18 protein-coding genes are annotated in these 19,883 nt (G+C 63.2%); 9 read left to right on the plus strand and 9 right to left on the minus strand.

What is annotated here, in order from left to right:
• The first annotated feature begins 98 nt into the window (after positions 1-98).
• Positions 99-401, plus strand: coding sequence for a helix-turn-helix transcriptional regulator (locus RhoBH5_RS11145; protein WP_270008285.1), 303 nt, complete (start codon positions 99-101; stop codon positions 399-401).
• Between the two features lie 2 nt (positions 402-403).
• Here RhoBH5_RS11145 and RhoBH5_RS11150 read toward each other — a convergent pair whose 3' ends face one another.
• The 3 genes from RhoBH5_RS11150 to RhoBH5_RS11160 form a co-directional block, all read right to left on the minus strand.
• A complete protein-coding gene (locus tag RhoBH5_RS11150) occupies positions 404-1,981 on the minus strand; it encodes a glycosyltransferase family 87 protein (RefSeq protein WP_270008286.1) in 1,578 nt (525 codons plus the stop codon).
• Between the two features lie 39 nt (positions 1,982-2,020).
• Positions 2,021-4,168 (minus strand): transglycosylase domain-containing protein, encoded by a 2,148-nt coding sequence (locus RhoBH5_RS11155; protein ID WP_007735524.1) that lies wholly within the window; start codon positions 4,166-4,168, stop codon positions 2,021-2,023.
• 562 nt (positions 4,169-4,730) lie between these two features.
• Positions 4,731-5,150, minus strand: coding sequence for a DUF5318 family protein (locus tag RhoBH5_RS11160; protein ID WP_042448217.1), 420 nt, complete (start codon positions 5,148-5,150; stop codon positions 4,731-4,733).
• Between the two features lie 128 nt (positions 5,151-5,278).
• On the opposite strand from RhoBH5_RS11160, the gene RhoBH5_RS11165 reads away from it, so the two are divergent.
• The 6 genes from RhoBH5_RS11165 (at position 5,279) to RhoBH5_RS11190 (ending at position 10,707) form a co-directional block, all read left to right on the plus strand.
• Complete coding sequence (locus RhoBH5_RS11165) at positions 5,279-6,118, plus strand: DUF1707 SHOCT-like domain-containing protein (RefSeq protein WP_270008287.1); 840 nt, start codon at positions 5,279-5,281, stop codon at positions 6,116-6,118.
• Between the two features lie 9 nt (positions 6,119-6,127).
• The gene (locus tag RhoBH5_RS11170; RefSeq protein WP_063315405.1) at positions 6,128-6,949 is read left to right on the plus strand and encodes a DUF1707 SHOCT-like domain-containing protein; all 822 of its coding nucleotides are present in this window, start codon (positions 6,128-6,130) and stop codon (positions 6,947-6,949) included.
• 9 nt (positions 6,950-6,958) lie between these two features.
• Complete coding sequence (locus RhoBH5_RS11175) at positions 6,959-7,729, plus strand: DUF1707 SHOCT-like domain-containing protein (protein ID WP_054827438.1); 771 nt, start codon at positions 6,959-6,961, stop codon at positions 7,727-7,729.
• 116 nt (positions 7,730-7,845) lie between these two features.
• Positions 7,846-8,409: a PadR family transcriptional regulator gene (locus tag RhoBH5_RS11180; protein ID WP_003946014.1), complete on the plus strand. Its 564-nt coding sequence runs from the start codon at positions 7,846-7,848 to the stop codon at positions 8,407-8,409.
• Positions 8,402-9,505 carry an inositol-3-phosphate synthase gene (locus tag RhoBH5_RS11185; RefSeq protein WP_003945979.1) on the plus strand — a complete coding sequence of 368 codons (1,104 nt, stop codon included), beginning with the start codon at positions 8,402-8,404 and terminating at the stop codon, positions 9,503-9,505. Before RhoBH5_RS11180 ends, RhoBH5_RS11185 begins: the two co-directional genes overlap by 8 nt.
• 143 nt (positions 9,506-9,648) lie before the next feature.
• Positions 9,649-10,707, plus strand: coding sequence for an isopenicillin N synthase family dioxygenase (locus RhoBH5_RS11190; protein ID WP_270008288.1), 1,059 nt, complete (start codon positions 9,649-9,651; stop codon positions 10,705-10,707).
• Between the two features lie 7 nt (positions 10,708-10,714).
• Here the strand turns inward: RhoBH5_RS11190 and RhoBH5_RS11195 are convergent, their stop codons facing one another.
• Positions 10,715-12,832 (minus strand): NAD(P)/FAD-dependent oxidoreductase, encoded by a 2,118-nt coding sequence (locus RhoBH5_RS11195; RefSeq protein WP_270008289.1) that lies wholly within the window; start codon positions 12,830-12,832, stop codon positions 10,715-10,717.
• Positions 12,833-12,891: 59 nt separating this feature from the next.
• On the minus strand, positions 12,892-14,277 hold the full coding sequence (gene pdxR / locus RhoBH5_RS11200) for a MocR-like pyridoxine biosynthesis transcription factor PdxR (protein ID WP_042448051.1): 1,386 nt from the start codon (positions 14,275-14,277) through the stop codon (positions 12,892-12,894).
• Between the two features lie 84 nt (positions 14,278-14,361).
• Between pdxR and RhoBH5_RS11205 the strand changes: the two genes are divergently transcribed.
• Positions 14,362-15,069 (plus strand): pyridoxamine 5'-phosphate oxidase family protein, encoded by a 708-nt coding sequence (locus RhoBH5_RS11205; protein ID WP_019746065.1) that lies wholly within the window; start codon positions 14,362-14,364, stop codon positions 15,067-15,069.
• Positions 15,070-15,134: 65 nt separating this feature from the next.
• Here the strand turns inward: RhoBH5_RS11205 and RhoBH5_RS11210 are convergent, their stop codons facing one another.
• From RhoBH5_RS11210 to RhoBH5_RS11225, 4 genes are all read right to left on the minus strand, one after another.
• Positions 15,135-16,373 (minus strand): HNH endonuclease signature motif containing protein, encoded by a 1,239-nt coding sequence (locus RhoBH5_RS11210; protein ID WP_270008290.1) that lies wholly within the window; start codon positions 16,371-16,373, stop codon positions 15,135-15,137.
• A 59-nt stretch (positions 16,374-16,432) separates the two neighbouring features.
• A complete protein-coding gene (locus RhoBH5_RS11215; protein WP_270008291.1) occupies positions 16,433-17,248 on the minus strand; it encodes a slipin family protein in 816 nt (271 codons plus the stop codon).
• Positions 17,245-17,715 carry an NfeD family protein gene (locus RhoBH5_RS11220; RefSeq protein WP_007735511.1) on the minus strand — a complete coding sequence of 157 codons (471 nt, stop codon included), beginning with the start codon at positions 17,713-17,715 and terminating at the stop codon, positions 17,245-17,247. Before RhoBH5_RS11220 ends, RhoBH5_RS11215 begins: the two co-directional genes overlap by 4 nt.
• A gap of 118 nt (positions 17,716-17,833) precedes the next feature.
• A complete protein-coding gene (locus RhoBH5_RS11225) occupies positions 17,834-18,583 on the minus strand; it encodes an IclR family transcriptional regulator (RefSeq protein ID WP_030537941.1) in 750 nt (249 codons plus the stop codon).
• A gap of 247 nt (positions 18,584-18,830) precedes the next feature.
• On the opposite strand from RhoBH5_RS11225, the gene RhoBH5_RS11230 reads away from it, so the two are divergent.
• Complete coding sequence (locus tag RhoBH5_RS11230) at positions 18,831-19,883, plus strand: NrtA/SsuA/CpmA family ABC transporter substrate-binding protein (protein WP_058039347.1); 1,053 nt, start codon at positions 18,831-18,833, stop codon at positions 19,881-19,883.

Raw genomic sequence — 19,883 nt, forward strand, 5'->3', positions numbered from 1 at the left:
TCGATCGAAATACTCGTCTCAGTCGCACCCTGAGCCAGCAGCCCTTCTGCAAATACGGCAGTCGACGCCCATCCCCTCCGTCGAAAGGCGCTACTCGCATGTCTTCAATCGGCATTTCTCCGAAGATCGAGGCAAACGTGTCCCGAGTCGGCAACCCCAAGCACGGCAAGCACAAGCCGAAGCTGAGCGTCCGCGAGATCGAAGTACTTCTTGCCTGGCTACGTTCGGATTCCAAGTCCGAGGTCGCCGAGACACTCGGCCTACGCGTCTGCACCGTCAACACACACATCACTCGGATCCGCACGAAGTACAGCGGCGACGTCGGGCGGCCGGCTCCCACGAAGGCAGCATTGTTTGCCCGCGCGGTCCAGGACGGGTACACCACCCTCGACGAGTGGTGACCTCAGACCGTGACGGGTTGCGGTTCCTTCGCCTTGGACGGCTTCAGCCAACCGGGTAGCCAGGCAGGTTGTTTGTCCGGTGCTTGATCGAGAACACCGCCCGCCGGATCGTCGATGAACCCGTACCGCACGAGATCCTCCGACGGCCGGTAGATCTGCCGGAGCACCAGCGCGCATAGAACGAGTACCGCGATGTCCCGGATCACGACGGTTCCGGTGAACCACTGCTCGGGCAGCCCCTTGTTGGACACACCGAGGTAATACATCATTCGTGGAACCCAGACCAGGGCGTCGATGGTCATCCACGCGAGCAGGAGTCTGCGGTGCGGCAAGGCCAACACGGCCAGCGGCACCAGCCACAGAGAATACTGCGGGCTCCACACCTTGTTGGTGAGCAGGAAGCCCGCCACCAACAGGAAGCACAGCTGCGCAACTCGCGGACGACGCTGCGCCGTCAGGGCGACGTATCCGACACCGATGCAGACGGCCACGAACAAAAGCAGAGAGACGGCGTTGAGATTCGACGGCGACTCACCCTGTGCGAGAGGACCGTCGAGGCCCTTCCACGACGTGAACGACGCGATCACGTTGTAGAGCGAATCCGGATCGGCCCCGCGTTCGGAGTTGAGCCGGAAGAACTCGTACCAACCATGGGGGTACAGCGCGGCAATGGGCAGGTTCACCGCAAGCCATGCCGCGACCGCGCTGAGAGCGGTCACCAGCCAGTCCCTCGTCTTGCCCGCGCGCAGACACAGGACCAAGAGCGGTCCCAGTAGGAGCAGCGGGTAGAGCTTTGCGGCGCCGCCCAGGCCGAGCAGGATTCCCGCGAGCACGGGCCGCTTGCGTGCCCACGCCAACAACCCACCCGCCGCGAACGCCGTCGCCAGAGGATCGAAGTTCGTGAACACGTGCACGATCACCAACGGGGAGCACGCGATCAGAGCGCCGTCCCACACTCGTCGTCCGGCCAGCAGGGTGCTCGCCCACACGGTGACCAGCCACGCCAACGCCAACCCGAACGCCACGACGTTGAAATAGAGCGCCACCTGAATCGCGCCCGGCAGCCAGGTGATCGAATCCCACGCCTTCGCGACTTTCATTGCGCCGTACTGATAGAGCCCCGAGATGACCGGATACTCCATGTACCGCATCTGGATCGAACCGTCGCCGCGTACTTCTTCCCACGACGTCTTGTACGGGAATGCTCCCTGATCGAGGCGTTCGGCTCCGTACAGCGGAACGGTATCGGAGTAACACATCGCCACGTACTGACGGCTGCCACTCCAGTCGAGGCCGACCTGCCCGCTCTCGCCGACCGGCGCCTGCTGAATACAGCCCGCCTTGGCGAACCAGCCGAAAGCCAAGAACACCACGGCGAGCAGAAGGATCACTCGCATCGGTGTGAAGAAGCGAGTGCGCCCGATCAGTGCGTGACGACCTACCGGACCGCCGACGGTTCCCGACAGCGCAGACACCATCGCGTCGTTGCGACTGGGAACGTCCCGCCAATCCGCCGAACGAAGATCTTCGGCCAGCGGAGCGGGGGAGGTCGGTTCGGCATCATCAGCATTCGCGGCCACTCCGCGAGGTTACCGTCTTTCGAACCGACCACCCTCCAACTACTGGCCGGGGCTCACACCTGCCGGTTCTTCCTCGGTGGTCTCGCCTGCCCCCGGTACCTGTGGCGTGGTTGTCGTCGGCCGGGAGATGCCCGGAATCGGGATCGTGATGCCCGGCAGAACCTCGACCTGCGTCGTTGTCACCACGGGCGGCGGAGTGGTTTCCGTCGTCGTCGGTGCGGTGGTCGGCGGCGCCGACGTCTTGGGCGGTGCGGGAGCCGTGTACTCCGGAACACCACCGGCTTGACCGTTGATCTTGCCCGGCGTCGGGAACTTCTCGTTGTCGGTGCCCTCGAGGGCGCCGTCCATCGTGTCCTTCCAGATGTCCGAAGGCAGACCCGAGCCGTAGATCATCGCGCCACCGGAATTGGTGATCGCTTCACCGTCGGGAGTTCCGACCCAGACCGCGGTCGAAAGCGACGGCGTGTAGCCGACCATCCACGCGTCCTTGTTGGCTCCGGTGTCACCGAGCTGCGCAGTACCTGTCTTCGACGCCGACAGACGTCCGCCGGCCAGGTTGTGACCGCGCGAGTACGCCGCGATCGGCTGCATCGCAGCCGTCACGTTGTCCGCCACGGCAGCGTCGATGCGGTCTTCACCGGCGGGCGCGCCGCGGTCCAGCAGCACGGTGCCGTCGGCCGCGACGACCTTCTGCACGAAGTGCGGTGCGTGATACGTACCGGACGCGGCGAGTGTCGCGTACGACGACGCCATGTCGAGCACGCGGGCCTGGTACTGGCCGAGCACGATGCCGTTGTTGGGGCCGGAACCGTCGGCCTCGGTGAGCGACGGGCCGACGCCCGGGATGTCCTTCGGGATGCCTGCCTTGTGAGCGATGTCCGCGATTTCCTGCGGGCCGTTGCCGTCGAGGCTGAGCATCTGACGGTAGAAGCTGGTGTTCAGCGAACGCTTGAGCGCCTCTGCGATGGTGCAGGTGCCGCAGCTTTCACCTTCGACGTTGCCGATGGAGATGCCGTTGACGGTCAGCGGTGAGCTGTCGTACATCTGCGAGAGCGGGATTCCCTGATCCAGGGCGGCTGCGAGGCCGAACACCTTGAACGAGGAACCAGTCTGAAGTCCGGCATTCGCGAAGTCGTATCCCGCGCCGTCCTCACCGCCGTAGTACGCCTTGACGGCTCCGGTCTTCGGATCGACCGAGACAACTGCGGTACGCAGATTCTCCGGCTCACCCTCCATATTGGAACGGGCTGCCTCGACCGCTGCGGCCTGAGCCTGCGGGTCGATGGTCGTGGTGATCTGCAAGCCCTCGGTGTTGAGCAACTGCTCGCTGATTCCAGCGTCGCCGATCTCCTTGAGCACCTGACGCTTGATCAGGCCTTCGGGTCCGGTCGAGCCCTGGCTGCTGTTGTCGACCTGGGCGAGCGGGATGTAGGCGGGGTACTGCATCGGCGTGCGCGCGGCCTGATCCAGCGTGCCGGCGGACACCATGCCGTCGAGCACGTAATCCCAACGGGACTTCGCGCCTGTCGGGTTGGTCTCGGGATCGAGGAGCGACGGAAGCTGGATCGACGACGCCAGGACGGCGCCTTCTTCGATGGACAGCTGGTCGACGGGCTTACCGAAGTAAGCCTTGGATGCTGCGCCGATGCCGTATGCGCCGCGACCGAAGTAAATGGTGTTCAGATACGCGGCGAGGATGTCGTCCTTGGACCACTCGTTGGCCATCTTCGAGGAGATGACGAGTTCCTTCATCTTTCGCGTCAGCGAACGCTCCGAGCCGACAAGCGCCTTCTTGACGTACTGCTGCGTGATGGTCGAGCCACCACCGGCGCTGTCGCGACCGAGGACGTTGTCTCGGGCCGCGCGTGCGAAACCGGAGATCGAGAAGCCCGGGTTCGAGTAGAAATCGCGGTCCTCTGCGGCCAGAACAGCGTTGCGAACGTGCGGCGGTACCTGATCGAGCGAGACCTCGACGCGGTTGCCATCTGGCGGGACGACAGTGCTGATCACCGTGGTGCCGTCGGCGGCAAAGACCGTCGCCACCTGATTGGTCTTGAGGTCACCGGGCTTGGGGACGTCCTGCACGATGTACGCCGCCATGAAGGCAAGGACGGGCAGAACAAGACCGAGCGCCACCAAGACGTAGGCCGAGCGGCGAACTGTGCGCCACTTGGACTTCTTCTTCACGGTGCTCTTTCTTCCCTTCGGGGGTTGTCCGTCGTTGCCACCGCCACCGGAGCCACCTGTCGGTGGCTTCGTCGGTGGAGGTCCGACCGGCGGGCGGGTGCCCACGTTGCTACGGGTGGTCGCTGCTGCTGCCGCGACGCGCTGGGTCGGTTCGTTCGCCTGAGCGCCTACGGCGCGATCTCGAGGCGGCGGGCCGGCAGGTCGGCCTTGCGGCGGACGACCCTGAGGAGGGGGACCGGCGGGGCGGCCCTGAGGAGGCGGGCCCGAAGGTCGGGCTTGCGGCGGACGACCCTGGGGCGGGGGTCCCATCGGACGACCTTGCGGCGGACGACCCTGAGGGGGCGGACCCATCGGAGGGCGTCCCTGCGGTGGTGGGCCCATGGGACGTCCCTGCGGCGGACGACCCTGAGGAGGTCCGGCGGGACGGTTGGGACCGACGGGACGGCCACCCGGGTTGTTGCCGCCCGGGTTGTTGTTGCTGGGGGAACTCACGAATCAAATCTCCAGTGGTCACGGACCGATCACGTGCAGACTTCGATCGGGCCCTTCTTCGGGTGTGGCGTTACTCGCTGGCGGTGCGCCGGCTTGGTGGGCGTGCTCGCCGCGGTCGCGGCGGCGCAGGTACTGCGCCGAGCACATAGGACTGCACCAAGTGGTTCCAACTGCAGGTACGGCACACCTCTACAACGTGCACCGTGAACTCCTCTGCTGTTTCCGCAAGCCGAGCGAGCTCGTCCGAGGTTCGGGCCGATCCCGAAACCTGACCGAGCTTGTCGCCGAACACCCAGGACACGAGCGTCAACTGTTCCTTGCGGCAAATGGGGCAGACGACGTCGCTGCCCCGGCCGTGGAACTTCGCGGCTCTGAGTAGGTACGGATCGGCGTCACACACCTGCTTGACGTCGGTCCGACCCGCAGACACTTCGGCCAGCACAGACCGACGCGCGAGCGCGTAGTCCACAACTTGCCGCTGTATCCGCACCTGACCAGCGTACGTGCGTCCGTGCCGCGACGGACGGTTCGGGAGGGTCACGATGAACACATTTCGGGGGCTGGAGGCATGGCGACCAGCCATTACGATCACTTCCTGTGAAGTCTTCTCGTTCTCCGATGACGCGCGCTCGTGATCTTGATCGCGTCGAAACGTGCAATGTGTTGGACGCCGCGTACGCCGAAGGGCAGTTGAGCGCGGAGGACTACTTCGACCGGACCGAGAAGGCGAAGTCCGCGAAGACCCTGCTCGCACTCGCACGCCTGGTCAACGATCTGCAGGTGCCGAAGATCGAGACCAAAACGGTGCCTCGGACGTCGACGGCACGAAAGGCCGTGTTCGTCGGTGCTGCTGCTCTGATCGTCGTCGGCGCGATCGCAGCAGTGGCGTGGAGTCGGTCACCGTTGACGCCCTCGGAAGACATCACAGCCAGTTATGCCAGCACTACTTCCCTCGCTCCGCCGTTGCCGACCACCACCCCGGTGCCGGAGCCGACCGTCGAACCGATCCTGATCGCACACATCGACACGTTGACGCCGGAAGGAATCGGCGCATTCATCGAGAGGTATCGAGAAGAGTTCGGCGACATGTTCGTCGACGGCGCGAGCTTCCACGAGAAGCATTCCTCGGTCCAACGCGCAGCACCCGGTGCACCGGCTCAGACCCAGCGCATCAGCTTCTGGGGTGGATTCCAGATCGAGCCGAACAACACCCCTCGCAGAAGCGATCAGCCGACGTTCGACCTCGGCTCCATCCAGATCGACAAACTCACGCCGTTCATGGAAAACATCGGCGAATTCATCAAAGTGCCGGACGCGACGATCACCGCCGTGATCCTCAACGCGAACTACGGCGTCCCGGAGATCGCGATCTATGCAGAGAACGGACTCGGCCACCAAGGACGCATCGAGGTCACGCCGTGGGGCGAGATCTCTCGTTCCTACCCGTACGGGAGCTAGGGTGAGCCGGTGAGTGGGTCCCCGACTACTACCTCTACGCGCACCCGCGCGCGCGACGTCGACCGTTCCGACACCTGCGCCGTTCTCGACTCCGCCCTGTCCGACGGACAGATCACGGTCGACGAGCATGCGAACCGAACGGCATCGGCCATGACCGCGACCACGCTCGGACAGCTCGATCTGCTGGTCCGCGATCTGCAGAAAGCAACGCTGCGCAACGCCGTCGCCAAAGTTCGCCGTATCGACAAGATCTGGTACCTCGCAGCCGCATCGACTATCTTCGCCGGCCTGATCGGGTACCTCACCTTGTCCGCCGACCCTTCACCCCCACCGCCTCCACCGGCGGCAGCCGAAAACGTCGAACCGCTTGCCCCCATTGTGAGTTCGACGTTGAACACGGTCACCGCAAGCGGGATCGGGGAATTCATCACCAGATACAGCGCCAAGTACGGCACGACGATAATCGATTCCGCCAACTTCTACGACGGCTATGCAAGCGTCACTCGCGCCGCCGCTGTCTCGCCGAACCTGGAGGAAGACATCGACTTTCGAGGCGGTTTCACACCACGCGACAGCACGTCGACTCGAGCAGCCAGCACCGTCACCTTCGACCTCGCTGCCGTCGACATCGACAAACTCGCCGGATATCTGGCAGGAGTGTCCGCAAATCTCAACGTCCCCGACGCCGAGATCACACACATCAGCATGAGTTCGTCGAGCGACGATCCACGCGTCTCCATCTACGCCAGCAACAACCTCGGCGCGAGCGGCTCAATGGATTTGACCCCGGATGGCCGCCCGATCCGCTTGTCTCCCTTCACTCCTCGATAGGCCCCGGACATGCCGAACGATCTGACCAGGACCACCCGCGCTCGCAATGCCGATCGCGAGGCTACCTGCGCAGTGCTGGACTCCGCCTTCGCCGACGGACAACTCACGGCGACCGAGCACGACGAATTGACCGAACTCGCCGCGGTGGCAGTCACTCTCGGCGATCTCGAAGATTTGACGTCCGATCTGCAGACCGAGGCGTCCCTACCCATTCTTCGGAAAGAACCTTCGCTGGACACGCGTTGGATCGCCGTTGTGATCATCGCGCTGTCACTGGTCTCGGCTGTCGGTTTCGGAATCAAATACGCCGCGTCCGACGTCACGATCTTCTCGAGCCCCGAGCCACAGTTACACACCGTCGACGGCCTGGGGGCGATGTTCCATGCCATCGAAACGGAGTACGGCAGCGGACTGGTCGACGAGATGACCATCTATCCCACTTATGCACGCGTAACGCGCGCCGATCCCGCCGCGCCGCGCAAGAGCCTGGACAGCTACTACCGAGGCGACCTCGAGGACACGACTTCAGGAGGATCACGCGAACCCGACGTGACACAGATCGACGTCAGACAGCTCGATCCTCGCATCGTGATCGCCCTGCTCGACGGCGCCGGAACAACGACGTCGGTGCAAAATCCGACCACTCGGTACGTCTCTGTCGACAGCACCGAAAATGTTCCGACCATCCAGATTCACGTCGGCAACGACCTCGACGAGAGCGGGTACCTGACCGCTGCCCTCGATGGCGAAATCATGTCGATCTACCCGTTCACCCCCTGATCTAGCCGTGACACCTTGGTACACGTATCGGGCCGCAGTGTGGTTTTATATATCGGCGCGATATAGTTGGTTATCGCATCAAGCGGTTAGGTTCAACGACTCGGGAGGTTTGTCAGTTGCTCGAACTCGCAATCCTCGGGCTGCTCCTCGAGTCACCGATGCACGGATACGAGCTGCGTAAGCGGCTCACTGGTCTGCTCGGCGCATTCCGCGCGTTCTCGTACGGATCGCTGTACCCGGCACTGCGGCGCATGCAAGCCGACGGATTGATCTCAGAAGACGTCGACACTGCCACCGGCACGCTCAAGCGTCGGGCGCGTCGCGTCTACCAGCTCACTCCGGAAGGTCGGCAACGGTTCACCGAACTGGTCGCCGACACCGGGCCGCAGAACTACACCGACGACGGTTTCGGCGTTCACCTCGCCTTCTTCAGCCGCACCCCCGCAGAAGCGCGGATGCGGATCCTCGAAGGCAGGCGACGCCAGGTCGAGGAGCGCCGTGAGGGGCTCCGCGAGGCCGTCGGTCGGGCCAGCGGATCGCTGGACCGCTATACCCGTCAGCTCCATCAGCTCGGACTCGAATCGAGTGAACGCGAAGTGCGTTGGCTCAACGAATTGATCGCAGCCGAGCAATCGACAACAGGAACATCCCGGAAAGAAGGAGAACCCGACCATGGGTGAGAACAGCACCGCGGTGCGCGTAGCCATTGTGGGCGTGGGTAACTGCGCCTCGTCCCTGGTTCAGGGCGTCCACTACTACAAGGATGCCGACGAGACCCAGACGGTCCCCGGCCTCATGCACGTCAAGTTCGGTAAGTACCACGTCCGCGACGTGCAGTTCGTCGCTGCGTTCGACGTCGACGCCAAGAAGGTCGGCTTCGACCTCTCCGAGGCGATCCTCGCGAGCGAGAACAACACCATCAAGATCGCCGACGTCCCGCCCCTGGACGTTCCCGTTCAGCGTGGCCCGACCCTCGACGGCATCGGCAAGTACTACGCCGAGACCATCGAGCTGTCCGACGCCGAGCCCGTCGACGTCGTCAAGGCACTCAAGGACGCTCAGGTCGACGTCCTCGTCTCCTACCTGCCCGTCGGTTCCGACGACGCTGACAAGTTCTACGCACAGTGCGCGATCGACGCAGGCGTGGCATTCGTCAACGCTCTGCCCGTCTTCATCGCTTCCGACCCGGAGTGGGCTGCCAAGTTCAAGGACGCCGGCGTCCCGATCGTCGGTGACGACATCAAGAGCCAGGTCGGCGCCACCATCACCCACCGCGTGATGGCGAAGCTGTTCGAAGACCGCGGCGTCGTGCTGGACCGCACCTACCAGCTCAACGTCGGTGGAAACATGGACTTCAAGAACATGCTCGAGCGTGATCGCCTGGAGTCGAAGAAGGTTTCCAAGACCCAGGCCGTGACGTCCAACCTGACCGGCGCACTTGCCGGCAAGGTTCACGACCGCAACGTCCACATCGGTCCCTCGGACTACGTGGAGTGGCTCGACGACCGCAAGTGGGCATACGTCCGCCTCGAAGGCCGCGCCTTCGGTGACGCTCCCCTGAACCTGGAGTACAAGCTCGAGGTCTGGGATTCGCCCAACTCTGCCGGCATCATCATCGACGCCGTCCGCGCAGCCAAGATCGCCAAGGACCGCGGCATCGGTGGACCGGTTTACCCGGCTTCCGCTTACCTGATGAAGTCCCCGCCGGTCCAGATGGCCGACGACAAGGCTCGCATCGAGCTCGAAGCGTTCATCATCGGCGCAGACGAAGCTTAATTCGACTCACACTGATTCGGGGTCTTGCGCCAACGGCGCAAGGCCCCGATTCTGTTATCCGCAGGGTGTTTTCGCATCCGCGCGGGTAATCACGCCTGCGGCTGCCGAATTGCCGTGCGGGTCCGGGTGCCGCTCAGCGTGGAATGATGGACGTCAGAACCATCACACGGATCGAGGACCCCATGTCGATTACGTCGCTGCCAGTGCTCGATCTGTCGCTTGCGCAGAACCCCGACACCGCCGAGCAGTTCCGCACTCAGCTCCGCGAGGCCACCCACGAGGTCGGATTCTTCTACCTGGTCGGCCACGGAATTCCCGACGAACTGCAGCGCCGCCTCCTCGCCGTCGCCCGCGAGTTCTTCGCGCTGCCGACTGCCGAGAAGCTCGCGATCGAGAACGTCCGCAGCCCGCACTTCCGTGGGTACACCCGGCTCGGCGGCGAACTGACCGAAGGCAAGCAGGACTGGCGCGAGCAGATCGACATCGGGGCCGAACAGCCCGCGGCCGAGCGCACCGACACCTCACCGGCCTGGGAGATCCTGCAGGGCCCCAACCAGTGGCCCGACGCCCTTCCCGAACTCCGCGACGTCATCACCGAGTGGAACGACACACTCACCTCGATCGCATTGAGCCTCTTACGCGAATGGGCGGTAGCCCTGGGCCAGGATGCGAACATCTTCGACGACGCGTTCGCTCACGATCCGTCGATCCTCATCAAGGTGGTGCGTTACCCGGGCCGCCCGAAAGGTGCCGGCTCCCAGGGCGTCGGCGGACACAAGGACGCGGGTGTGCTGACTCTGCTCTATGTCGAACCGGGCAAGGGCGGTCTGCAGGTCGAGCACGACGGCGACTGGATCGACGCGCCGCCGATCGACGGGGCGCTGGTGGTCAACATCGGCGAACTGCTCGAGGTCGCTACCGGCGGCTACTTGAAAGCGACTGTGCACCGGGTAGTTTCACCCGAGGGCGACGGTGAACGTATCTCGGTGCCGTTCTTCTTCAACCCGAACTACGCAGCGCAGATCCCGGAGTTCGACCTACCTCCCGAGCTGGCGGCGCGCGCCACCGGCGTCACCGTGGACGCGAACAACCCGATCCACGATTCCTACGGGGCGAACGCCCTCAAGAGTCGACTACGTGCGCACCCCGATGTCGCGGCCCGCTGGTGGCCGGACATCGTTGCGGCACAAAGCGCTACCTGACGCTGAACTACAGATCCATCGCGACTTTCCACGCCGTGTGCATCGCGCCCTCGATGTAGTCGACGTTCACCGCGTCACCGACCACGTGCACGTCGGAGACGACGCCGATCAGAGAATCGGCCAGTGGCGCCTGCGCCGACACTCCCGAGGCGACGACAACCATGTCGGCCGGAGCGGTCCGTGTCTTGTCACCGGAACGGAATTCGACGTGCTCCTTGGTGATGCGCTGCACCGTTGAATTGCGGTGAATGTTCACGCCGACATGCTTGGCGTGCCGCACCGCCGTCCAGCGGCGCGGCATCGCCATCGGAATGCCCAACTGCTGGCCTTCTTCGATCAGCGTCACATTGCGACCTCGCTCGGCCAGGAACTCCGCGAGCTCGAGTCCGACAAGCGAACCACCGATCACGACAACGTCCTTACCCATGGGCAGGAACTTGCGGGTCACAGCTCGGATCGCCGCGGGGCTCTTGGTGATACCGGACAGCTTGCCCAACTTGGCCATCGTCCGCAGGAACGGCGGTACCTGTGAGACGTCTCCCGCTCCGGTCATCAACGCGCGCAACGAATCACCGGTGTGCACGTGCGGGAGATCACCGCCCGGAACGCTAGGCCGCTCACGGACTGCACCGGTGGCCACGACTACGGCGTCGGGGTTCAGTGCCCGGATCGAGGCAACCGAGGCTTCGGTCTTCAGTCGAACATCGACACCGAGACGCTCGATTTCCACTTTCAACCAGCTGAGCAGACGCCCGTTGTCCGGGGTAGTGAGGCTCGAGAACCACAGGGTGCCGCCGAGGCGATCGGATTTGTCCAACACCGTGACTCGGTGCCCACGTTCAGCGGCCACGCGAGCCGTTTCGAGACCACCGGGGCCCGCTCCGACCACAACAATGTGTTTCGGAGTGCTGGTCCGAACGAAGGGGAGAAGCGCTTCGTTGCCCAGGGCAGGGTTCACCGCGCACAGCGGGGTCTCGTCCCAGAAGTTCTCCTGCACGCAGACGTAGCAATTGATGCAAGGCCGAACCCGCTCGGGTAAACCGTCTTTGAGTTTGTTCACCAACTGTGGATCGGCCAGGAGCTGGCGGCCCATTGCGGCGAAGTCCGTGCGACCTTCCGCGATCATCTTCTCGCCGACCTCGGGGAGCATACGTCCGACCGTGATCACGGGGATCGATATCGCCTGCTTGATTCGCGTTGCATTGTCGGTGTAGTAGCCGACCTTGTCGGGCAGGGGGCCGTCGGTGAAGTTGGCAAAAGCATTCAGCGCGGTACCGGTGACGTGAATGGCGTCAGCGCCGGCCTCTTCGAACATCTTCGCGGCCGCAGCAGCCTCGTCGACCGTCAGCCCGTCGGTTTCGCCGTACTCTTGACCGGCCAGACGCACGATGACGGCGAGCGCACCACCGACCTCCTCCTTGACCGCCCGAATGACCTCACAAGCGAGGCGAGCACGGTTCTCCATGGAACCTCCGTACTCGTCGCTGCGCTGATTCGTGTACCGACTCAGGAACGCTCCGAGGACGTAGTTGTGGGCACAGTGAATCTCGACGGCGTCGCCGCCCGCCGCCTTCACCCGTCCGGCAGCCTCGGCGAACATGCGAACCAGCCAATCAAGATCTTCCTTGGTTGCCTCGTGGTACGTAGCCCTCTTGCCCTCGTTGATGGCAGCCATCTTGCCCAGTTCTTCTGGCGTGCAATCGGCCATCGCGCTCATGTCACCCGGCGGCTTCGGCGTGGACGGGACCAACTGCGGTCGGCCGTCGAGGGTATCGATGCGCGCCACCTTGCCGTGGTGTGTCATCTGCACACAGAGCTTGCTGCCTGCGTCGTGGACTGCGTCGGCCAACGCCTTGAGACCGGGGATGAACCGGTCTTCCGAAAGCCCCGGTTCCTTGCGGCTGGTGCAGCCCAGCGGATACGCAACAGCGCAGCAACCGGTGATGATCAGACCCGTTCCACCAGCTGCACGCGCCACGAAGTGGTCGATGTCGCCCTTTTCGATTTCCCCGTCTTCACACAGGTTCATGTCCATCGCAGGGAGAACCACGCGATTGGGCACGGTCATCGGGCCGATGGTGCCTGGTGCGAGCAGGTGCGGAAAGGTCTGGCTTCGGATCGTCACGAGCAGACGCTAGAACTGGACCACGCCCATCCGTTGCCGCACTCCCGATCAACGAGACTTCACGCGCTGTGACGTGCGAGGCACTCGGCTATCACCTCGAGCGCATATTCGAGGTCCGCGGATTCCACCCGTCCGTAGCCGATGACCAATCCGCCGGGGTCTCCGTGCGTTCGGGTGGACTCGACCAGGGTGGGCACTTCGACGCCGTGTTCAAGTGCCTCGCGAGCGACGGCGGCTGCCAGATCCGCGTCGAGCATGAGCGTCGTGTGCATGCCGGCGCCGAGACCCCGCAGTTCACCGAACGATGACAGCGCTTCCTCGACCGCCCGATCACGCTCCCGGTACCTGCGCCGGGCGGTACGCACCGCTCGATCCCATTCGCCGTCACGGAGCAGGGACAGGAGTGCTTGCTGCAGCGGAACCGACGGGAAGTCGCCGATTCGCTTGCGGTGTACTGCTATGCGGTCAACCAGGTCGAGGGGAGCTACCAACCAGCCCAATCGAATTCCGGCGCCGAGCGTCTTGGCAACTGTTCCGAGATACACCACCCGATCAGGAGCCAACTGGGCAAGCGCAGGCAAAGGCGCTACGTCGTAACGGAATTCGGAGTCGTAGTCGTCCTCGAACAGGACGACGTCGCGGACGCGGGCGAACTCGATCAACTGGTTGCGCCGACCTACCGGAAGCAGCCCACCCGTCGGATACTGATGGGACGGTGTCACATACACGCCACGGACGCTCTCCGACGCAGTTTCGAGTTGGTCGACACAGAGACCATGAGCGTCGACGGGCACGTCGAGCAGCGACCATCCACAGGCTGTTGCGGCCGAGGACGCATACCGGTATCCGGGATCTTCCATCGCCAGAACAGCACCACGGGTACGCAGAGCCGACAGGGCGAGGCCGAGACCATGCGTGGCACCTGAGGTGATCAGGATTCTCTCGGGTTCAACCGACATTCCGCGGGCTCTTGCCAGTAATTCCGATAGTGCCGAACGCAATTCGTAGTCACCCGCAGGATCGGGATCCTCGAAAGGTGGCGGTTTGGACCCGACGTCACGCCACGCCCGCCGCCACGCTGCCGATGCACGCGGTGGCGTCCACGGCACGCCCGGCCGGAGCTGCACCCTGGGTGACATCTTGTCGGCGGCCTTCTTCGGTGTAGTCGTGGGAGTGACCATGGGGGAGGGCGCCTCGGCAACGAAGGTGCCTGAGCCGTGCACAGCGACAAGCCAACCCTCGGCGATCAACTGCTCATACGCCCGTTCCACGACGCCCCGCGCCACCTCGAGCTCCGCCGCCAGCTTCCGGGAACTGGGTAACCTCAGACCCACTGCCGCCTTACCACTGCGGATATCAGCTCTGAGGTGGTCGGCAATCTGGACCGGGAGCGCCCGCCGATCTGTCCGGTCGAGGACGACGGCTACCGCCGAAGGCAGAAACATTCAGAACCCTCCCGGAAGTGGCCTATCGAAGTCTCCACTGATTGGACCATGACTTCAAGCCACTTTGCCACCAGCATTGTCTGCATGACAGATTCCGTTGTCTTTGCTGCCCCTGCTCCTGCCCCCACTGCACCTATTCCGCTGTCCCCGACAGCACGTACGACGCACAAGCGCGCCCGCCACCACGGCGTCGCAGAACGCGCGGCACTCGTCGACGTCTTGCAGTCCGCGAAGCTGTGCCACATGGGTGTGACCGTCGGCGGAGTTCCCATGGTGTTTCCCACCGCCTACGGGTTCGACCTCGACGGCCCCGACCGCGGCGGATCTATTTATGTTCACGGTTCAGTCGCTTCACGGAGTTTGGCTCCCGACAGCGAAATCTGCATCACCATCACGATCCTCGACGGGCTCGTGTTGGCTCGGTCGGGCTTCCACCACTCGATGAACTACCGCAGCGGCGTCATCATCGGATCACCTCGAGTCGTGACCGACGGCGACGAGCGCGTGAAGGCTTTGAATCTGATCGTCGACCAGGTGGTTCCCGGACGTTCCCAACACCTTCGGGATCACACGCGCAAGGAAATGGCGGCAACCATCGTTCTTGCACTGCCGTTGTACGAGGCTTCCGTCAAGGCCCGCACCGGCGGCCCCGGCGACGATGCCGCCGACATTGGTGTCGAAACCGTTTGGGCTGGAGTAGTTCCCGCAGCTACGCACTTCGGTGAACCGATCCCGTCCGAGGATCTCGACTCAGGTGTCGCGCTTCCGGACCATATCTCGACGATGCTCTGACCGCACACGCCGTACACACCGGGGCATGGCTATGCCCCGGTGTGTACGTATTCAGTTGCGCCCGTTCAGGCTGCTGTAGGTGGGCTGTTCCCGCCGATCGGCTGTTGATACGGATCGATCGACATCGGTGGATAGAACACCGATTTCCGATCCGGGCCGATCTCCACCCGCCACTCCGTGTGGTGCAGCGTCCGATGGTGATGACCGCACAACAAGATCAGATTGTCGAGATCTGTTGGGCCACCATCGTTCCAGTGAACAATATGATGGGCATCGCACCACCCTGACGGAGTCCCGCACCCCGGAAACGCACACCCACCATCACGAACCGCCAACGCCCGCCGCTGGGGTACCGTCGCCGTTCTCGCTTCCTTACCGCACTCGAGCGGAACACCATTCTCGTCCAACAAAATCCGCGTCACGGTGCAGTCGCACGCCAACATCCGGGCAGTATCGATACTGATCGGGCCCACCCAATCCGCCCACACGAACCCCAGTTCCTGAGTCGACGGCAACATATCCTTCAATGCTTTCAGGTCCGTCATGTCTTTCGCGCTGGCCGTGACCGTGATGTGCGGTTTCACTCCGCCTTCGATCGGACCCAACCCCGCCCGCTCGTACCGCCGCAGTAGTTCGCAGAACCCGTCCGCCCGCCGTAGCGCCGGAGTACGCGTGTCCTTCACGCCGTCCTTCTCCGGCGTCGGAGCCGACAGACTCGACAACAACGTGATCAACCGGGCCCCGTTCACCGCATCCAGATCACCCTTCACGGTCACCCGCCCGTACAAACCTTTCGACGCGTAGAACTCGTTACGCTCAGAGTCCTCGCCGACCGGGACCCCGTCCTCACGCTTGCCGTACTGCTTCTCGATCCGCCGAATCGCCGCCCGCACCGCATCACAATCAGCGATGTTCTTCGACGCCAAACCGAGCAAGATCCCGCGGGCCTTGTCCACATCCGCCAGGGTCATGTTCTTCGGCGGATGCTGACAAAACGACGCCACCTGCCGCGCCTTCAACGCATCCACATCGCCGCGATGAAACGCATCCGCCACCACGGGTTCGAGCATCAACAACCGCGCCAACCCGACCAGCAGACTGCACTCGCCGATCTCCAGATTCGTCGAACCGTGCAACCACTGCGCGATCGCCCGAAAACCCTTCCCGCCGAGAACCTCACGGGAAAACATCTCCACGATCAGCAACACCATCCGCGACTGCAACTCGTGCCGGACACGCACCAGATCCAGAACCTCACCCTTGAGGCCCACGCCATCCAGTTGCCACGCTTCCCGACTATCCATGCCGAAAGTCTAATCGAACATAGTTTCGAATACAAGGGACGGAGAACCGAAACTAGATGCTAATCAACAACTTTCGCATTCCAGGCGAAACGGGCATGTTCTTGGGTCGCGGGAGTTGCCGCAACTCCGCCACCGATAAAGGGCCGGACAAGATCCAGCGGCAAGGGGAAGACAACGGTGGAGTTGTTCTCACTACCGATCTCGTGAAGCGTCTGTAGATAACGCAACTGCAGGGTGGTCGGATTGCGGCTGATCACCTCGGCCGCCTCGGCGAGCTTGGCCGAAGCCTGAAACTCGGCGTCGGCGTTGATGATCTTGGCTCGCCGCTCTCGTTCGGCCTCTGCTTGCCTGGCGATGGCGCGCTGCATGTTGGCCGGAATCTCGACGTCCTTGATCTCGACGGTCGTGACCTTGACTCCCCACGGTTCGGTCTGCTGGTCGATGACTTTCTGCAGATCCTCGTTGAGGCGTTCACGTTCGGATAGCAGCGAGTCCAGCTCAGCTTTACCGAGGATGGAGCGCAGTGTGGTCTGGGCGATCTGTGAGGTGGCGGCCAGAAAATCCTCGACTTCGACTATCGAACGGTCAGCGTCGACGACCCGAAAGTACGTGACGGCGGTGACCTTCACAGGAACATTGTCGCGGGTAATCACTTCTTGGACCGGTATTTTCAGCGTGACGGTTCGCAGACTGACCCGCTCCATACGATCGATCGCCGGCACCAGAATCACCAGACCAGGACCCTTCAAGGTGATCAGTCGACCGAGGCGGAACACCACCGCGCGCTCGTACTCGCGCAGAACTCTCACCGACATGCCCACAAGGACTGCAATCAGCACGACAAACACGGACAACACGACAAGCACGGTGGTCATAGCGGCAGCTCCCACGGTTCACGACGGCGCACTTTCAGAGTCAGGCCTCGAACCTGCTCTACGACGACGGATTCGCCCACGGCGGGCACAGAATCGTCGTACCCGAATTCCATTCGAGCACGCCATAATCCGCCGTCGAGCTCGACCTGACCCTGCGCACCGGTCCAACTGCGAACGGTCGCGTCCGAGCCGACAAGAGATTCCGTCCCCGTACGCACGGGAGCGCGGCGCGCGGTAAGCGCTTTTCGACTCGCTACCGCCACCACGCCCAGGCCGACTACCGCGACCCCCGCCGTCACCGGAATCGCGATCAATTGCCCGATACCGTCGGACGTGAAGAGCATCCACACGCCGGCACCGATCATGAGTGCTCCAAGCGCACCGAGCACCCCCGCGGTTGGGGCATGCGCCTCGACCACGATCAACAGGACGCCCAGCAACAGGGCAACGACACCGATCGTCGTCATCACTCGTCTCCACGCTCGCGAGGACGCGGTCACGTCGCGTAGCCATTGTGCGATCGCGCCCTCGACTTCAACGGTAATCACGTTCGGCCGGATCTGCCACAAGCGCTTTCACATCACGTCAGAGAAGGACCTCACCGATCTGTCGTGCAGTCACCTTGGCAAGATCCGCGAGGAACGGAATCCGTTCGTCGATCATCAGCTCGACCGGACCACGAAGCCCGAGAGCGTAACGCACAGTGCCAGATCCATCGATTATCGGAATTCCGATCGTTCGGAAATCCGGGGTCAACTCCTCGTCGTTGAATCCGTATCCTCGCTCACGAGTCAGTTCCAGTTCCCGGCGGATACCGGCGACATCGGTGATCGCACGCTGAGTGGTCGCTTCACGTGGCAGCGCAGCAAGTTCGGAATCGTCGACATCGGACCAAGCCAGAAAGGCTTTCCCCAGTGCGCTCGCATGCAAGGGAAGGCGGACACCCTGCAGCACGTGCCCGTCGGCCTCGCGCCACCGACTGAATCCGAGCAACACCACCTCACTTCCGCTTCGCACTGCCAGGGAAGCGGATGCTCCTGTCGTCGCGGCCAATTGCTCCAAATAGGGCTCGGACAGATAGATCCGATGCTGCCGGTAGGAGACCTGTCCGTAAGCCGCCAGCGCCGCGCCGATGCGATACCGACTGGTTGCGTCGTCCTTCTCGAGAAATCCCGCGTCGACGAGCGACTGCAGCAATCGATGCGTGGTGCTGACCGCAAGCTCTTGTCGCCGCGCAACTTCCGAGACTCCCAGTTCTTCGCCACTGCGAAAACATGTGAGCATGGTCAGGGCACGGGTTACCGTCTGAACTCCCGCGCCGCGTGCGTCCGTCACGAACGATCCTTTCGCTGTGGCCTGATCGACCTGAGAATCGGACGCTAACACGGACCCAGCAGTCCGGCCATCCTTTCCATCAGATGGAAAGGAACCGAACGTGGACCTGCAAAAGCCCAGATGAACAGACTTCCGATGTTGTCAAGATTTCCAATCTCCAGAAAACAAACGGGGGTAAAACGGACAAGCACCCAATAGCGTCATCGTCGTCAGTTCTGACGATTCAACGCCTGAAGGAGCCACATACATGTCCCGCTTCCGCCGATTGCCACGAGCTGCCGCTGCGCTCGCCATGATCCCGCTGGCCGGGTTGGCGGTGGCGTGTGGGTCTTCCGATTCCAACAGCGCCGCAGGCAATTCCAGCGCAGACTTCACGCTCAAAGTTTTCGATCCCGGAAACTCCGGTGCCATCGCCGTCGGCAAGCGTGACGGAACCTACGACGAGGCGCTGGCACCGCTGGGCGCGAAGATCGAATGGGTCAAGACCACACCGGGATTCAGCTCCAACCTCAAACTCTTCAACAGCGGTGAACTCGACATCCAAACCGGCGCATACAGTCCCGTCGTCGGCGCACTGTCCAAGGACGTGGGTGTCCGCATCTTCGCCACGTCCGACCCGTACAACAAGGACCAGGCCGGCATCATCGCCACTCCGGAGTCCGGCATCAAGACCGTCGCAGATCTGGCCGGCAAGCGCATTGCCGTCAACCCTGCAGGCAAGGGCGAGTACATCACGCTCAAGGCTCTGACACAGGCCGGAGTGCCGATCGATTCCGTCGAACGTGTTCCGCTGCAACAGGCTGACGCGGCGTCGGCGTTCTCCACCGGGCAGGTCGACGCGTGGGCATCGTTCCTGATTCCGTATCAGGAGGCCAAGGCCAAGGGCGCGGTCGAGATCGCAACCGAGGCGAGCATCGACTCCGTGGACAGCACCATCATCGCCGGCCGCACCGCAGTACTCGAAGCGCATCCCGAGGTAGTCCAGAAGTTCCTCGAGGTCACCCAGGAACTCACCGCGAAGCAGCAGGCCGACCCGGCAGCATTCGAGAACGTCTTCGAACAGACCGGTCCGCGCGCACTCTCCGGACAGCGACTCGACGACGCGATCACCCTGGGCGGCCAGATCACCAACTTCCGCTACCCGACTGCAGCCGACGCTACCGACCTCGAATCGATCTCCACGTTGTTCGCCGACAACAAGGTGATCCAGCAGCCGATCAAGGGCAGTGACGTGATCTTCGACCTCCAGGGTGCTGTGGCAGGTTCGGCAGCGGCAGCACCCACCACCGAGGGGAAGTGA

Source organism: Rhodococcus sp. BH5, from assembly GCF_027583855.1.
Classification (GTDB): Bacteria; Actinomycetota; Actinomycetes; order Mycobacteriales; family Mycobacteriaceae; genus Rhodococcus_F; species Rhodococcus_F qingshengii.

Coding starts and splice junctions, on each gene's coding strand:
- RhoBH5_RS11190 (WP_270008288.1), top strand. CDS start 9,649: ATGATGGACGTCAGAACCATCACACGGATCGAGGACCCCATGTCGATT.
- RhoBH5_RS11205 (WP_019746065.1), top strand. CDS start 14,362: ATGACAGATTCCGTTGTCTTTGCTGCCCCTGCTCCTGCCCCCACTGCA.
- RhoBH5_RS11175 (WP_054827438.1), top strand. CDS start 6,959: ATGCCGAACGATCTGACCAGGACCACCCGCGCTCGCAATGCCGATCGC.
- RhoBH5_RS11185 (WP_003945979.1), top strand. CDS start 8,402: ATGGGTGAGAACAGCACCGCGGTGCGCGTAGCCATTGTGGGCGTGGGT.
- RhoBH5_RS11220 (WP_007735511.1), bottom strand. CDS start 17,715: ATGACGACGATCGGTGTCGTTGCCCTGTTGCTGGGCGTCCTGTTGATC.
- RhoBH5_RS11210 (WP_270008290.1), bottom strand. CDS start 16,373: ATGGATAGTCGGGAAGCGTGGCAACTGGATGGCGTGGGCCTCAAGGGT.
- RhoBH5_RS11145 (WP_270008285.1), top strand. CDS start 99: ATGTCTTCAATCGGCATTTCTCCGAAGATCGAGGCAAACGTGTCCCGA.
- RhoBH5_RS11230 (WP_058039347.1), top strand. CDS start 18,831: ATGTCCCGCTTCCGCCGATTGCCACGAGCTGCCGCTGCGCTCGCCATG.
- pdxR (WP_042448051.1), bottom strand. CDS start 14,277: ATGTTTCTGCCTTCGGCGGTAGCCGTCGTCCTCGACCGGACAGATCGG.
- RhoBH5_RS11165 (WP_270008287.1), top strand. CDS start 5,279: ATGACGCGCGCTCGTGATCTTGATCGCGTCGAAACGTGCAATGTGTTG.
- RhoBH5_RS11215 (WP_270008291.1), bottom strand. CDS start 17,248: ATGACCACCGTGCTTGTCGTGTTGTCCGTGTTTGTCGTGCTGATTGCA.